The sequence below is a fragment of the Arthrobacter liuii genome (assembly GCF_014639275.1).
Lineage (GTDB): Bacteria > Actinomycetota > Actinomycetes > Actinomycetales > Micrococcaceae > Arthrobacter > Arthrobacter liuii.
The window spans coordinates 53465-68515 of the sequence record NZ_BMFW01000007.1 but is presented as its reverse complement, the minus strand read 5'-3'; the positions used below and the strand labels follow the sequence as shown (position 1 = coordinate 68515).

The window sequence follows — 15051 nt, the reverse complement described above, 5'->3', positions numbered from 1 at the left end:
CGCGGCACCGGGGGTAGCGTTGCTTCCATGACCGGAACCGAAGGCGAGCCCCGCGCCATCCGCACTGCCGTCGTCGGCTATGGACTGGCCGGCAGCGTCTTCCACGCACCGCTGCTGGCTGCCAACAGCAGCTACTCGCTGGACGTCATCGCAACGTCCGACGCCGGGCGGCAGGGGGCTGCCTCATCCCGGCTTCCGCGGGCGGAGGTGGTACGCGACGGCGCCGCGGTCCTTGAGCGGTCAGCTGACCTTGACCTTGTGGTCCTGGCAACGCCGCCAATGGCCCACTACCCCTTGGCCAAGGCGGCGTTGGAGGCGGGCCTGGACGTGGTGGTGGACAAGCCGTTCGCTGTCACCAGCGCCCAGGGGCAGGAACTGGTTGCGCTGGCACGGCAGCTGGGCAGGGTGCTCACGGTGTTCCAGAACCGGCGGTGGGACGGGGACTTCCTAACCCTGCGGAAGCTGCTGGCCGCCCAGGCCCTGGGCCGGGTCACCAGGTTCGAGTCGCGCTTCGAGCGCTGGTCCCCGGCAATCGGCAAAGCCTGGAAGGCCCGGGCCACGGCAGCGGACGGGGGAGGTGCCCTGTTCGATCTTGGCAGCCACCTGGTTGACCAGGCGCTGCAGTTGTTTGGCCCAGCCACGGTGCTCCACGCGGAACTGAAGGCACGCCGTTCCGACGAGCGTGCGGATGACGACGTCTTCCTGGCCCTGCGGCACCAGTCCGGAGTGACCAGCCACCTGGCAATGAACATGTTGTGCGCCCAGCAGGGGCCCCGTTTCCGGGTGCTGGGCTCGATCGGCGGTTACACCAAGAACGGGGTGGACCCGCAGGAGCCCTACATCGTGGCCGGCGGCAGCCCCTTGGACAGGGACTACGGTGTGGAAGCACCGGAATGGGCGGGTCTGCTGGGCCGCGACGGCCACCTGGACAAACTTCCAACCGAACGGGGGAACTACCCGGAGTTCTACCGCATCCTGGCGGCAAAGATCCGCGACGGCGGCACCGCCTCAGCCCTGCCCCTTCCAGTGAATCCGGAAGACGCCGTCGACGTCCTCAAGATCATTGAGGACGCACGCACCCTTGCCCAAACGTGATCGATATCACTAAGGTCTGTTCAGCGGCGCGTCCAGCTTTGGGCTGTTGCAGCCGCAGGTCTGGGGCAAGCAGTCCTTGGATCGGAAACAGTGGCCAGTGCTGGGGAGCCTGCTATTGCGTGCCGCCCGGTTCCGGCAGAAATGGAGCAGCAGCATGCAGAAGTTCTTCAGGATCGCGGCGCCGATAGGTGTGGCGGCGCTCGCCGCAAGCCTCTTTGCGGCTCCCGCCCAGGCATTGGTGCCGTCCGGGCCGGCAGCCGGAACCGGGACAGCGCAGACCTATCTTGTCCTGTACAAGGGAAACTCAGTTTCGGGCGCCTCCCTGGCCGCCGTGCGGAACGCGGGCGGCACGGTGGTGCAGTCCTATCCACAGATCGGCGTCGCCGTGGTGTCGTCGGACCACGCCGGGTTTGGCGCGGCACTTCAATCCGCGGATGCATCGGTCCAGGGAGCCGCCTCCACGGCCAGCTTCGGGGTGGCAGCCAAGGAGGACGCCACTGCCGGCCCGGCGGTTGCGCCCGTGGCGCCTGGCGCGCCGGCACCCGGCAACGACACACTGGGCGCGCTGCAGTGGGACATGGATCAGATCCAGGCCCCGGCCGCGCGGGCAGTCAATGGCGGCAGCCCGTCCGTAGTGGTGGGGGATATTGACACTGGCCTGGACTACACGCACCCCGACCTGGCGCCGAATGTCGACTTCGCCAAGAGTGTCTCCTGCGTAGGAGGGGCCCCGGACCAGAGCCCGGCCGCATGGATGGATGACAACGGGCACGGTACGCACACGGCAGGCACTATCGCCGCCGCCAAGAACGGCATCGGCATGGTGGGTGTTGCGCCGAACGTCAAAATCGCCGGGATCAAGGCCGGCAACGCCGACGGCCTGTTCTACCCTGAGGCGGTGGTCTGCGCCTTCATGTGGGCCGGTTCCCAGGGCATCCAGGTAACGAACAACAGCTACTTCGCCGATCCCTGGCTGTTCAACTGCAAGAACGACCCCGTGCAGCGCAGCATCTGGGAGGCAGAGCGCCGGGCGATCCGGTTCGCCCAGCAGAACGGCACCACGGTGGTTGCGGCGCAGGATAACCAAGCGGATGACCTGGCCCATCCCACCCAGGATGCAACCAGCCCCGATGACACCACCCCCGCTGTTCGGGACATCACCAACGCCTGTGCCGTGGTTCCCACCGAGGTGCCCGGGGTGATCGGCGTGACAGCCAGCGGCAACAAGGGCTTTAAATCGTTCTTCTCAAACTATGGTTCGGGCACTGCCGATGTCATGGCACCAGGCGGTGACTCCGTGCTGCAGGTGACGGCTGCTGCGCCGAACGGGCGGGTGCTGTCCACCTATCCGGCAGCCCTGATAAGCCATTGTCTCCGGAAGGTTGTTGACCCCAGTGGTGCCACCTACTGCTACCTCCAGGGAACTTCGATGGCCGCACCCCATGTGGCCGGTGTTGCGGCGCTGGTGGTCAGCAGTGGCGTAAGCAGTCCCGGAGCCGTCGCCGCACGGATCACCGGCACGGCGGACCCGGTGGCCTGCCCGCCGGACACGGGCATCTACAGCTTCTTCCCGGCGCTGGACAATGGAGCCCCGCAGGTCTGCAAGGGTGGCGCTGGCTACAACAGCTTCAGTGGCCACGGCGCACTGAATGCCCTCCGCGCGATCGGGGGCTGACGCACCTTCCCCAAAGTACGACGGCGCGTCCCCGGCTTTCGCTCGGAAGCCGGGGACGCGCCGTCGTCATTCATTGATGCATCAGGCGGAAACCAGCTCGTGCCAATCCTTGACGAGGGGCAGGTCGTGGGCCTCGGACACGGAGTGGTGTGCCACGTGGCCGGCGGCGATGTTGAGGCCTGCGGCGAGGGCGGGGTCGCGGTCGAAGGCGGCCTTGACACCGAGGTTCGCCAGGGAGACGGCGTAGCGCAGGGTGACGTTGGTCAGCGCGTACGTGGAGGTGTTGGGCACGGCGCCGGGCATGTTGGCCACGCAGTAGAAGATGGTGTTGTGCACCTTGTACGTGGGTTCCTGGTGCGTGGTGGGGTGGGTGTCCTCGAAGCAGCCGCCCTGGTCCACGGCGATGTCCACCAGGACCGAGCCGGGCTTCATCCGGGCCACGAGGTCGTTGGTGACCAGCTTGGGAGCCTTGGCGCCCGGGATCAGGACTGAACCGATCACCAGGTCGGCGTCCACCACTGACTTTTCGATCTCGTACTTGTTGGAGGCAACCGTCTTCAGCCGGCCCTGGTACTGGGCGTCCAGTTCGCGCAGGCGGTTGATGTTGATGTCCAGGATGGTGACGTCGGCGCCCAGGCCCAGGGCCATGGCTGCGGCGTTGGTGCCGGCAACCCCGGCGCCCAGGACAACTACCTTGGCCGGGCGCACGCCGGGCACGCCGCCCAGGAGGACACCCTTGCCCCCGGCCGGAGCCATCAGGGAAGTGGCACCCACCTGCACGGACAGGCGGCCTGCAACTTCGGACATGGGAGCCAGCAGCGGCAGCGAGCGGCCTTCCTGCACGGTTTCGTAGGCGATGGCGGTGACGCCGGAGTTGATGAGTTCCCTGGTCAGTTCCGGCTCCGCGGCCAGGTGGAGGTAGGTGAAGAGGATGAGGCCCTTGCGGAAGCGGTGGTACTCGGACTTGATGGGCTCCTTGACCTTCATCACCATGTCGGCCCGGGCCCAGACGTCATCCGCTTCGTTGACGATCTCGGCGCCGGCGATCGAGTATTCCTCGTCGGTAATACCTGAGCCCAGCCCGGCCCCGCGCTCCACCAGGACGATATGTCCGTGCGTGCGGAACTCGTGGACGCCGGCGGCTGTGATGGCCACGCGGAATTCGTTGTTCTTGATTTCTTTGGGGACACCGATGATCATCGTCTGCTCCAGGTTTGCGGGGCCGGTAGGCCGGAAAAGCGGAAGGGATTTCGTGTTTCAACGATAAATCCCGCTGTGAGCCAGGTGACACGCTGTGGACCGGCGGCGGTCTCAAGAACCGCGTCATTCCGCGGTTCTTGCCGTCTTATGCTCGACACCTGTCGAGTCCTGAAGCGGCAGGTGTCGCCTCGTGTCCGTTCGTCGGCAAGGCTTCCGGGGAAGTAATGTTGGCCCATGCAGCAGCAGGGAGTGGAACAGCTCGTCGAACAGGTGGCGCAGAAGCTGGGCCGCGGCCTGTCCCTCGAGGACCTGGACGGCCTGCTGCTCGCTTACAGCTCCAACCAGTCCCACGCTGACCGGGTGCGGGTGAATTTCCTGCTGAGCAAGAAGGTCCCGGCGGACGTGAGCGCCTGGCAGCTCTCCCATGGGATCGCCACCGCCGTGCGGCCCGTTGTGGTTCCGGCCAACGCGGACCTGGGCATGCTGGGCCGCGTCTGCGTCCCCCTGATGGTGAGGGGTTTCCGCGTGGGGTACCTCTGGGTGCAGCAGGACTCGGCGGAGGAAAGCCCGACGGCGATCCTCACCCAGCTGCCGGGCGTCAACCACGAACTTGAGCTGCTGTCCGGCCTCCTGCTCGACTCGAACACGGCCGAATCCGAATTCCGGCGGGGCCGGGAGCGCGAGTTCCTGGCGGCCTGTGCCGGTGAACCAAATGCGGTGGCGGCCGTCGCCGGGTGGAAGGAAGTCCAGGGCCGGGGACCGTGGCAGATGGTCACGGTACTGGACGCGGACGGCTGGGCCAGCGGGCCGGACCCCATTGCGTCCACCCTGATCCACCGTTCCACCGCCCTCCAGGCCACGGTAGGGGTGGACGCCGCCCTGTTCAGTGCAGGTACGGAAACCCATTCGGTGGTGCTGTTCCGCGAATCGACGGGCCGGGCCAACCATGCCCAGGTCCTGGTGCACTACCAGCTGGAGTTGGCCAAGCGATCCGGCCGGCCGGTCCACCGGATCATCCTTGGCATCAGCGAGGGTTTCGCAAAGACCCGCCAGCTCACTGAGGCCTACCGGCAGTCAAAGGTGGCAGCCCAGGCTGCCGCCGTGGACCCGCAGCTCGGCGAGCTGGTGGACTGCAGGGCTGCCGGCGTGTACCAGCTCCTCGCGTCGGCCGGGGGAGGGGTTGGGGCCTGGGCGGACTCCGGTTCTGTGTACTTCCGGATGCTTGAGGACCACGACCGCAACGGCGAACTCATCCCCGTCCTGGAACTGCTCTATGACAATGACGGTTCGGTCCAGGACGTGGCCACTAAGCTCCACCTGCACCGCAGCAGCATCTACAACAGGCTGGGGCGTATCCGGCAGTTGCTGGGGGTGGACCCGCTCAAGGGGCTGGCCCGGCTGGAACTGCATGCAGCCCTCAAGATGCGGCGCTGGGCGGCACGGCCCAGGATCTGATGGCGTCCGCCACCGGCTGCGGGCGCAGGTGCTGCACGACGTGTCCCGCCCGCGGAATTTCCGCGAAACTTCCCTGCGGCACCGCCTGCGCGAGCCGGAGCGACCAGTCGGCGCCAGCCACCTGGTCATGGTTGCCGCGCAGCACCAGGACGGGCACAGTGATCCCGGCCAGCCGCTGCTCGGTGGGGTAGGCCATCATGACGGGGAGTTCGGTGGAGTACCAGCGTGGCCCACAGCGGAAGTAGTCCGTGAACACTATCCAGTTTGATCCGGCACTCTCCCTCAGGAGTGCATCCAGGAACAGCGCCATGCCCTGCCGCGGGACGCTCCGGTGCCGGGAGTCCACCACCGGCCCCATCAGCACCAGCCGTTGGGCCTGCCCCGGTGCGTAGAGCGCCGCCTCGATGGCGAACTGCACGCCCATCGAATGTCCCACCAGGATGTAGGAGGTGATGCCACTCGCCTTCAGGGCCTGGGCAATGAAAGCACCGTAGTCCTCCACGGACAGCGGCCGCCCGGGTTTTGGTGTTCCCGCGAAACCCGGCAGGTCCAGCGAATAGGTGGGGGCATCGCTTGCGAGTTCGCCGTGCAGGCGCCGAAGGTAGCGGTGGGAAACCCCGATGCCGTGGATGAGGATATAGGCAGTTGGGGCTGGAATCCCGGCGCTTTCCAGTCCCGGAGCAGGTGTCCCGTCAGCCCAAAGGATCCTGCCCGTGAGGCCGTGGGCTTCCACGTCCGCTGAAAGGAGTCGGGGACCTTTTCCGCCCTGCGGCCGGGCCAGGAGGGCCCGCACTATTCCACCGTGCCGGCGTTGTCCCCGGCGTTCCTGTGGTGCGTACGCTTTTGTTCCACGAGTTTCTGGTTTTCGAGCCAGGCCATGATGGCCGCCTGGCGGATGCGGCGGTGAGATCCCCGGTACTCCACGGGGATTTCACCGCGGTCCGTCATATTCCGCAGGTAGGTGTGCGAGATGCCGGCGAGTTCGGCCGCCTGCGACGTGGTGAGCATCTCCTCCACGCTGCTGACGGTCACCGTTTCGCCGTGGCTGAGCCGGGCAAGGAGGTCCACGACGGCGTCCCTCGCCTGGGCGGGCAGGCGGTGAACGGTCCCATCCACGAAGACGGTGATGTCATTGCTGTCCTCGAGGGCGCGCGCCAGGCTGCGGGCCTCGCCGGCGGGGAGGCCGGCCGTAACGCGGGGGGCTATCAGTGCCATGGACGTAGCCTATCCCGGGTACATCCGGCACCCTGGCGGGTCAGAGCCCGAGTTCCTCCAGCACGGGCAGCTTCTCCCGCACCCATGCCCGCGCTTCGGTAGCGCTCGGCGCAGACAGGGCCAGCTTGGCCAGCTCCTGGGCCTCGGACAGGGTGACCGTCTTTAGGACCGCCGCCACGGCGGCCAGCGAGCGGGCGGTCATGGACAGGGTGCTGACGCCCAGTCCGGTGAGGACGACGGCGAGGGCGGGATCGGCGGCAGCCTCACCGCACACGCCCACGGGCTTGGAGTGGCCCTCCGCCCGGGATCCTTCAACAGTCAGTCCAACCAGCCGGAGCACCGCGGGTTGCCACGGGGTGTTCAGGTTGGCCAGCGGGCCGAGCTGGCGGTCGGCGGCCATGGCGTACTGGGTGAGGTCGTTGGTACCCAGGCTGGCGAAGCCCACCTCGCGGAGGATGGCTTCGGCGGTAAGGGCAGCGGACGGGACTTCCACCATCACGCCTGGGGTCTTGATGCCGGCATCTGCACACATGGAAGCGAAGCGGGAGGCTTCTTCCGCCGTGGAGATCATGGGGGCCATGACCCAGACGTCCGCCTGGGACTGCTGCTGGGCCAGGGCGATGGCTTCGAGCTGCCGGTCCAGGACGCCGGGGGTGGTGAAATCGGTGCGGTAGCCGCGGACGCCAAGGGCCGGGTTGGGCTCCGTGGAGTCAGTCAGGAAGGGCAGGGGCTTGTCGGCGCCGGCATCGAGCGTCCGCAGGACCACTTTCTTGCCGGGGAAGGCATCGAACACGCTCTTGTAGGCCGCGGCCTGTTCCTCGACGCTGGGCTCGGTGTCCCGTTCCAGGAAGCAGAACTCGGTACGGAAAAGGCCCACGCCCTGGGCACCCAGCTTGGCGGCGGCTTCCGCGTCCTTGCCGCCACCCACGTTGGCGAGCAGCGGCACCTGGTGGCCATCCGCCGTCGCGCCCGTGCCGGTGAAGGCGGCCAGCAGCGACGCCGTCGCGGCCCATGCTTCCGCTGCTGCGCGGAGGGACTCGTCAGGCCCGGCGGTGATGCTGCCGGCCGCGCCGTCCACGTACACCTCGGTGCCGTCAGCGAGCTCGTCAACGCCGACGGCGGCAACTACGGCGGGAAGGCCGAGGGACCGGGCGATGATGGCGGTGTGGGACTGGGGGCCACCGCCCGCGGTGACGAGCGCCAGGACCTTGTTCGGGTCAAGCGTTGCGGTGTCCGCGGGGGCCAAATCCTCCGCCACCAGGACGAACGGCGTGTTGGATGCGGGAAGGCCGGGTGCGGGCACGCCGCGGAGTTCGGCCACGATCCGGGCGCGTACGTCCAGCACGTCCGTGGCGCGTTCGGCCATGTAGCCGCCGAGGTTGTGCAGCATCTCGGACACGGAGGAACCGGATTCCCAGATGGCGCGTTCGGCAGAGGTGCCCCTGGCCACCAGCTTGGCTGCACCCTTGATCAGCATGGTGTCCTTGGCCATCAGGGCCGTGGCTTCCAGGACGGCTTTGCCGTCGCCGGTGGCATGCGTGGCCCGGTCCTTCAGTTCGTCATGCACCGACTGCGAGGCTGCCTTCAGCGCTGCAGTGGCTTCCTCGGCTGTGGTGTCCGGTGCCAGCTGTTCACCGGCAGGAGGCTCACTGATCGGTTTGGGCATTTGGCGGATAGTGCCGATGACGCGGCCTGGGCTGACGCCTACTCCTGGGAAGTTCTGCACTGAAGGTCCTCATTCTCTGCCGGTAGACAGGCCCGCCAAGTTCTCCGGCGCCGTGCCGGGGTCCGCCGGAGGACTGCTACGTCCAGGGGCAGGAAACGTGCCTGAAAAAATTGTATGTGATTCAGTTCATATAGCAACGCTATAGGTGCTAGGGTAGCGGTTATGAGTTTGGATGGCCAGCTTCCCCCCAAAATGCGACTGCTTCGTGCTGCCGCGGAACTGCTGGCCAAATCCGCGGGAGCTCCGGTCTCCACCCGCCAGATCACCCAGCTGGCAGGAGTTTCGGCTCCCACGCTTTACCACCACTTCGGTGACAAGGAAGGTCTGTTCGACGCCGTCGTCGCCGCAGGGTTTGAGGAGTATGTAGCGGGCGAAAGGGATTTCGCCCCCTCCGGACAGCCCCTCGAGGACATCCGGAGAATGTGGGACAACCACGTCCAGTTCGGACTGAACCAGCCCGAGCTGTACCTGGTGATGTTCGGCAATATCCGCCCGGAAAGCCGGCCTGCCATTGTGGCGGACGCTGAGGCACTGATGGAGGAGATGCTGAACAAGGCAGCGGCGGCGGGCCAGCTGAACGTCCAGCCGCGGGAAGCGGCCAGGTCCATCCTGGCGGCCAACGTGGGAGTGACGCTGATGTTGATTGCGGAGCCCGCCACCGAACGGAACCTTGAACTGTCCACCATGACCCGGGACGCCATGATCTTCGCGGTGTCCACCGAGCCCGCCAGCGGCCCGGCCCAGGGCGGCACCGGGAAGTCCTCGGTGGTGGTGGCAGCGATCGCCCTGAACGCCGCACTTCAGGCTTCGCACTCTGACCAGCTTTCCAGCTCGGAACTCAAGCTTTTCCTCGAATGGCTCCACCGGATCTCCACCAGCCCGGCCGGTTAGCCCACAACCCCGCAGTACCCAGCAATACGTCGTCGTAATCATCGGACCAATCCTGCGGAGCCGCAGGAAAGACGGTTAGGAAATCACATGGCAACAGAGACAGTTGCAAAACCCCGCACCAGCGCGCGCGTGCACGTCCAAAAGTTCGGGACATTCCTGTCCGGCATGATCATGCCCAACATCGGTGCGTTCATCGCCTGGGGCATCATCACCGCCCTCTTCATTGAGAAGGGCTGGCTGCCCGTTCCCCAGCTGGGTGGTTTCGGCGAGACGGGCGGAAAGCCCAACATCGGCCTGGTAGGACCCATGATCACCTACCTGCTGCCGCTGCTGATCGGCTACACCGGCGGCAAGAACGTCTATGACGTCCGCGGCGGCGTGGTGGGAGCTATCGGCACCATGGGCGTGATCGTCGGCGCAGGCATCCCCATGTTCATCGGCGCCATGATCATGGGCCCGCTGGGTGGCTGGACCATGAAGAAGATCGACCTGCTGTGGGAGGGCAAGATCCGCCCCGGCTTCGAGATGCTGGTCAATAACTTCTCCGCCGGCATCTGGGGAGCGCTGCTGGCGTTGCTGGGCTTCTACGGCATATCGCCGGTAGTCACGGCATTCAGTGAGCAAGCCGGAAAGTTCGTTGAGTTCCTGGTGCAGAACGGCCTCCTGCCGCTGACCAGCATCTTCATCGAACCGGCCAAGGTCCTGTTCCTCAACAACGCCATCAACCACGGCGTGCTCACCCCTCTGGGCGTGCAGCAGTCCCTGCAACAGGGCAAGTCCATCCTGTTCCTGCTGGAAGCCAACCCCGGCCCTGGCCTGGGCATCCTGCTTGCGTACATGTTCTTCGGCCGCGGCGCAGCCAAGGCTTCCGCTCCCGGCGCGGCAATCATCCAGTTCCTCGGCGGCATCCACGAGATCTACTTCCCATACGTCCTGATGCGTCCGCTGCTGATCCTCGGCGCCATCGCCGGCGGCATGACCGGCATCGCCACCCTTGCCGTCACCAACTCCGGCCTCGTGGCACCCGCGGCGCCTGGCTCCATCTTCGCCGTCCTGGCCCAGACTGCCCGTGACAGCTACTTCGGCGTGATCCTCTCCGTGGTGCTCGCCGCCACGGTGTCCTTCCTTGTCTCCTCGGTGATCCTGCGGACCACCAAGCACAGCGACGAGGCGGACCTTGGCGACGCCACCGCCCGCATGGAGGCAATGAAGGGCAAGAAGAGTTCGGTGTCCTCCACGCTGACCGGTGCCGGTGCCGCTGCGGGCGCAGCGGGCGGCCGCGGCGGAGTGGGCGTCCTGGCGGGTCCCGTGCGGAACATCGTGTTCGCGTGCGACGCCGGCATGGGCTCCAGCGCCATGGGCGCCTCGGTGCTGCGGAACAAGATCAAGGCGGCCGGCTTCCCGGACGTCAAGGTCACCAACGCCTCCATCGCCAACCTCACCGACACCTACGACGTGGTGGTCACCCACCAGGACCTGACCGAACGCGCCAAGCCGGCCACGTCCAGCGCCGCCCACTACTCGGTGGACAACTTCATGAGCAGCCCGCGCTACGACGAGATCGTTGAACTGGTCCGCGAGAGCAACACCGAAGGTGGAACGCCCGACGCCGGCACCGCCCACGGCGCGCACGCCGCCGATGCCCCGGTGGATGCTGCGCCCGCTGCCGCCGGAACCGCCGTAGGTGCAGCATCAGCTCCTGATGCCGGCGGCTCCGCCGACATCCTGGCCCGCGAGAGCGTCGTGCTGACCGGTTCGGCCACCACCCGTGATGCCGCCATCGACGAAGCCGGCCGGCTCCTACTGGCCCGCGGCGCCGTGGATGAGGGGTACATCGCGGCGATGCACGAACGCGAAGAGTCCGTGTCCACCTACATGGGCAGCTTCCTGGCCATCCCGCACGGCACCAACGCCGCCAAGGACCACATCCGCAAGTCGGCAGTGTCCGTGATCCGCTACCCCGAAGGGATCGACTGGAACGGCAAGCAGGTGAAGTTCGTGGTGGGTGTTGCCGGCATCAACAACGAGCACCTGCACATCCTGTCCTCCATCGCCAAGGTCTTCACCAACAAGGAACAGGTAGCCCGGCTTGAAGCAGCGGGCTCGGTGGATGAAGTCCTGGAGCTCTTCGGAAAGGTCAACGCATAGTGAAGGCAGTACATTTTGGTGCCGGGAACATCGGTCGCGGCTTCGTGGGCCTGCTCCTGCACGATGCTGGATATGAGGTGGTGTTCGCGGACGTGGCCGAGGAGCTGATCAACCGGCTCAGGGGTGCGGACAGCTACGCAGTGCACGAAGTGGGGGAGAACCCCGCCGTGCGCACCGTGGACAACTTCCGGGCGCTGAACTCGAACGCCCAGGAAGCGGAGCTGGTCGCGGAGATCGCGACGGCGGACATCGTCACCACCGCAGTGGGGCCGCACATCCTGAAGTTCGTGGCGCCCGTCATTGCCAAGGGAATTGTTGCCAGGGAACCCGGTCTGGCGCCCCTGCAGGTGATGGCCTGCGAGAACGCCATCAACGCCACGGACATCCTGGCCAAGGAGGTGGCTTCCCAGCCGGGGGTCACGGCCGCAGTGCTCGACGGCAAGGCAGTATTCGCCAACACCGCCGTGGACCGGATCGTGCCCAACCAGGAGGCCGGGCAGGGCCTGGACGTGACGGTGGAGACCTTCTATGAGTGGGTCATCGACCGGACCGCCTTCGGTGATTCCGCCCCTGTGATCCCCGGTGCCACGTTCGTGGACGACCTCTCGCCGTACATCGAGCGGAAGCTGTTCACCGTGAACACGGGCCATGCCTCTGCCGCATACCTGGGGTTCGAAGCGGGGTTGGAGAAGATCTCCGATGCCATGGCGGACCAGGATGTGGCCGAGGACGTCCGGGCCGTGCTGGAGGAAACCAAGCAGCTCCTGGTGGCCAAGCACGGTTTCAGCAACGACGAGCAGGAGGCCTACGTCCAGAAAATCCTGGTCCGGTTCTCCAACCCGTACCTGCCGGACACGGTGAACCGGGTGGGCCGGGCACCCCTGCGTAAGCTGAGCCGGCACGAGCGGTTCATCGGGCCGGCCGCGGAACTTGCTGAACGCGGCGTGGTGCCGGAGGCCCTGCTGGGTGCCATCGCTTCTGCCTTGCGCTTCACTGACCCTGCGGATGCCGAGGCCACCGAACTGGCAGGCATCCTTGGGTCGGCCAGCCCCGCCGATGCCACCGCCAGGATCACCGGCCTTGAGCCGGGCCACCCGCTGTTCAGTGCCGTCGCCACCCTGGTGGAGGAGCGGCAGGCGGAAATGGCCAGCACCCCGGCCTGACGCACCCCTTGGCACGCGCCATCACTTCCTGCAGCCCCTGACGCAACGCTCCATCAGCTCTCGCAGGAATTGCGGCAACGCTCCATCACACCGACGCCGGCACTCAAGCGAGTGCCGGCGTCGTTGTTTTCCTGTGCCAAGCTGGGCAGGTGATCCCTCCCGCGGATGCCGCGCCCTCCTTGCTCACCGCCGACGTCGACGGCGGGACCTTCCGCCTCCGCCCGGCCTCCCGGGTGGACCTTCCCGCCGTCGTGAGGCTCCTTGCCGACGACGCCCTGGGGGCCGGGCGCGAGGCAGGCCAGGACATGGCGCCCTACGAGCGGGCCTTTGACGCGATCGACGCCGATCCCGCGCACATGCTGCTCGTGGGTGACCTGGTGCCGCACGGCGAAGCGGTGGGTGCGGTGGTTGCCACGTTCCAGCTGAGCTTCCTGCCCGGTATTTCGCGCCACGGCGCCTGGTGCTCGCAGCTTGAGGGTGTGCGCGTGGGTGCGCCCCTTCGCGGGCAGGGCATCGGAAAGCTGATGGTGGCGTGGGCCATCGCGGAGTCCCGGCGTCGGGGCTGCACCCTGATGCAGCTGACAACGCATCAGAGCCGCGGGGCAGCGCACAGGTTCTACGAACACCTAGGATTCGAGGCCAGCCATGTCGGGATGAAGTTGACCCTCTGAGGCTTGACTGTTAGGTACCCTAAATGTTAGGCTACCTAACGATGAATGACGTAGATCCGAAACTGCAGGAACTTGCCAGCGGCTTCCGCGAGGCCCTCCGCCACAGCGTTTACCTGGTCCGCCGCCTCGATGCCGACGGTGACCTCAGCGCCGCCCAGCTCAGCACCCTCAAGATGCTGCTCGGCGAAGGCCAGCGCGTCGGCGAGATCGCCAGGAACCTCGGCGTCCGCGTGCCCAGCGCAACCGAGCAGATCATCAAGCTCGAACGCGCGGGACTGGCCCGCCGCGAGCCTGATCCCTCGGATTCCCGCGCTGTCCGGGTGATCCTGACCCCTGAAGGGCGGGCCGCCGTCGACTCCGCGAACAAGCGCCGCAACCAGGTGATGGCCCAAATACTCAGCACGCTCACCGACCAGGACCGCAAGGCCTTGGCGGACGCCCTGCCGGTCATCGACAAGATCAACGCATCCCTCCAGAACTGAACCAGCTAAACCAGCCACGAACTTAGGAGTACCCTCCATGGACGGCCAGCTCGCAGAAACCCTGCAAGCACCAGAATCAACCTTGAAGGCCGAAAAGGCGTCCTTCCTGAAGCAGCCCAAGGCGGTGTGGGCCACCGCCCTGGCCGCAGTGTTTGCCTTCATGGGCATCGGCCTGGTGGATCCCATCCTCCCGGCCATCGCCACAAACCTGGATGCCAGCCCCAGCCAGGTATCCCTCCTCTTCACCAGCTACTTCCTGGTCACGGCGCTGGCCATGCTGATCACCGGGTTCGTCTCCTCCCGCATCGGCGGCAAGAAGACCCTGCTGATCGGCCTGGCCGTCATCGTCGTCTTCTCCTCGCTCTCCGGACTTTCCGCCAGCGTCGGTGAGCTGGTGGGGTTCCGCGCCGGCTGGGGACTGGGCAACGCCCTGTTCGTGGCCACCGCGCTCGCCGTGATCGTGGGCGTGGCCAGCGGCGGCGCCGGCACCGCCATTATCCTCTACGAGGCCGCCCTGGGCCTGGGCATCTCCCTCGGCCCGCTCCTTGGCGCCCTCCTGGGCGGCTGGCAGTGGCGGGCCCCGTTCTTCGGCACGGCCGTCCTGATGGCTGCCGCCTTCATCGCCCTGATCGCCCTGCTGCCCAAGACCCCGTTGCCTGAGCGCAAGGTCCGGCTGCGCGACCCCCTCCTGGCGCTGGGCCACAAGGGACTGCGGACGACGGCGGCAAGCGGCTTGTTCTACAATTACGGCTTCTTCACCATCCTGGCTTTCACCCCCTTCATCCTGGGCATGAACGCCTACGGCATCGGCGGCGTCTTCTTCGGCTGGGGCGTGGCCGTTGCGGTCTTCTCGGTCTTCGTGGCACCGCCCTTGCAGCGACGCTTCGGCGCCGTCAAGGTCCTGACCGGCACGCTGTTCCTGCTCATGCTGGACCTGGCCGGGCTGGGACTGGCGGCCGGGCACTCGGTTCCGGCCGTCGTCGTGCTGGTCATCGCTGCCGGTGCGCTGCTGGGCGTCAACAACACCATCTACACGGAACTGGCCATGGGGGTCTCCGATTCGCCCCGCCCGGTGGCGTCCTCGGGCTACAACTTTGTCCGCTGGATGGGCGGCGCGCTGGCCCCGTTCGCGGCGGCGCAGTTGGGGGAGCGCTTTGGCCCGCAGGTTCCGTTCTTCGCCGGAGCCGTGGCCATGGTGATCGCCATCCTCATCGCCTTCGGTGGTCGGGCCTACCTGTCCGCACACGAACCGCACGTTGTGTAGGCGCTGCTTCCCAAGCGGCAACAGCAAACCCTCCGTCACGCCAGGTGATGGAGGGTTTGCTGTTTA

Annotated in this window: 13 protein-coding genes; 9 read left to right on the top strand and 4 right to left on the bottom strand. The window is 66.7% G+C overall.

What is annotated here, in order from left to right:
- The first annotated feature begins 27 nt into the window (after positions 1-27).
- Together IEW19_RS10000 and IEW19_RS09995 are read left to right on the top strand one after the other, a co-directional pair.
- A complete protein-coding gene (locus IEW19_RS10000) occupies positions 28-1095 on the top strand; it encodes a Gfo/Idh/MocA family protein (protein WP_188571479.1) in 1068 nt (355 codons plus the stop codon).
- A 154-nt stretch (positions 1096-1249) separates the two neighbouring features.
- A complete protein-coding gene (locus tag IEW19_RS09995) occupies positions 1250-2770 on the top strand; it encodes a S8 family serine peptidase (protein ID WP_188571478.1) in 1521 nt (506 codons plus the stop codon).
- A gap of 81 nt (positions 2771-2851) precedes the next feature.
- Here IEW19_RS09995 and ald read toward each other — a convergent pair whose 3' ends face one another.
- The gene (gene ald / locus IEW19_RS09990; protein WP_188571477.1) at positions 2852-3970 is read right to left on the bottom strand and encodes an alanine dehydrogenase; all 1119 of its coding nucleotides are present in this window, start codon (positions 3968-3970) and stop codon (positions 2852-2854) included.
- Between the two features lie 234 nt (positions 3971-4204).
- Here ald and IEW19_RS09985 point away from each other — a divergent pair, with 234 nt between their 5' ends.
- Positions 4205-5425: a PucR family transcriptional regulator gene (locus IEW19_RS09985; protein ID WP_188571476.1), complete on the top strand. Its 1221-nt coding sequence runs from the start codon at positions 4205-4207 to the stop codon at positions 5423-5425.
- On the opposite strand, the gene IEW19_RS09980 is transcribed toward IEW19_RS09985, so the two are convergent.
- From IEW19_RS09980 to ptsP, 3 genes are read right to left on the bottom strand one after another with little or no spacing between them, the layout of a single operon-like run.
- Entirely contained in the window at positions 5388-6218 is an 831-nt protein-coding gene (locus tag IEW19_RS09980) for an alpha/beta fold hydrolase (RefSeq protein WP_229748413.1), read from the bottom strand. The two genes, IEW19_RS09985 and IEW19_RS09980, sit on opposite strands and share 38 nt — an antisense overlap.
- Positions 6218-6640 carry a helix-turn-helix domain-containing protein gene (locus tag IEW19_RS09975; RefSeq protein ID WP_188571475.1) on the bottom strand — a complete coding sequence of 141 codons (423 nt, stop codon included), beginning with the start codon at positions 6638-6640 and terminating at the stop codon, positions 6218-6220. The genes IEW19_RS09980 and IEW19_RS09975 overlap by 1 nt, the downstream gene beginning before the upstream one ends.
- Before the next feature lie 40 nt (positions 6641-6680).
- A complete protein-coding gene (ptsP, locus tag IEW19_RS09970) occupies positions 6681-8366 on the bottom strand; it encodes a phosphoenolpyruvate--protein phosphotransferase (protein WP_188571474.1) in 1686 nt (561 codons plus the stop codon).
- Positions 8367-8528: 162 nt separating this feature from the next.
- Between ptsP and IEW19_RS09965 the strand changes: the two genes are divergently transcribed.
- The 6 genes from IEW19_RS09965 (at position 8529) to IEW19_RS09940 (ending at position 14985) form a co-directional block, all read left to right on the top strand.
- Positions 8529-9257 carry a TetR/AcrR family transcriptional regulator gene (locus IEW19_RS09965; protein WP_188571473.1) on the top strand — a complete coding sequence of 243 codons (729 nt, stop codon included), beginning with the start codon at positions 8529-8531 and terminating at the stop codon, positions 9255-9257.
- An 87-nt stretch (positions 9258-9344) separates the two neighbouring features.
- The gene (locus tag IEW19_RS09960; RefSeq protein ID WP_188571472.1) at positions 9345-11405 is read left to right on the top strand and encodes a PTS mannitol transporter subunit IICBA; all 2061 of its coding nucleotides are present in this window, start codon (positions 9345-9347) and stop codon (positions 11403-11405) included.
- On the top strand, positions 11405-12568 hold the full coding sequence (locus IEW19_RS09955; RefSeq protein WP_188571471.1) for a mannitol-1-phosphate 5-dehydrogenase: 1164 nt from the start codon (positions 11405-11407) through the stop codon (positions 12566-12568). Before IEW19_RS09960 ends, IEW19_RS09955 begins: the two co-directional genes overlap by 1 nt.
- A gap of 179 nt (positions 12569-12747) precedes the next feature.
- Positions 12748-13239 carry a GNAT family N-acetyltransferase gene (locus IEW19_RS09950; protein ID WP_188571564.1) on the top strand — a complete coding sequence of 164 codons (492 nt, stop codon included), beginning with the start codon at positions 12748-12750 and terminating at the stop codon, positions 13237-13239.
- A gap of 41 nt (positions 13240-13280) precedes the next feature.
- Entirely contained in the window at positions 13281-13721 is a 441-nt protein-coding gene (locus IEW19_RS09945; protein WP_188571470.1) for a MarR family winged helix-turn-helix transcriptional regulator, read from the top strand.
- Positions 13722-13758: 37 nt separating this feature from the next.
- Complete coding sequence (locus IEW19_RS09940; protein ID WP_188571469.1) at positions 13759-14985, top strand: MFS transporter; 1227 nt, start codon at positions 13759-13761, stop codon at positions 14983-14985.
- Positions 14986-15051: the final 66 nt, after the last annotated feature.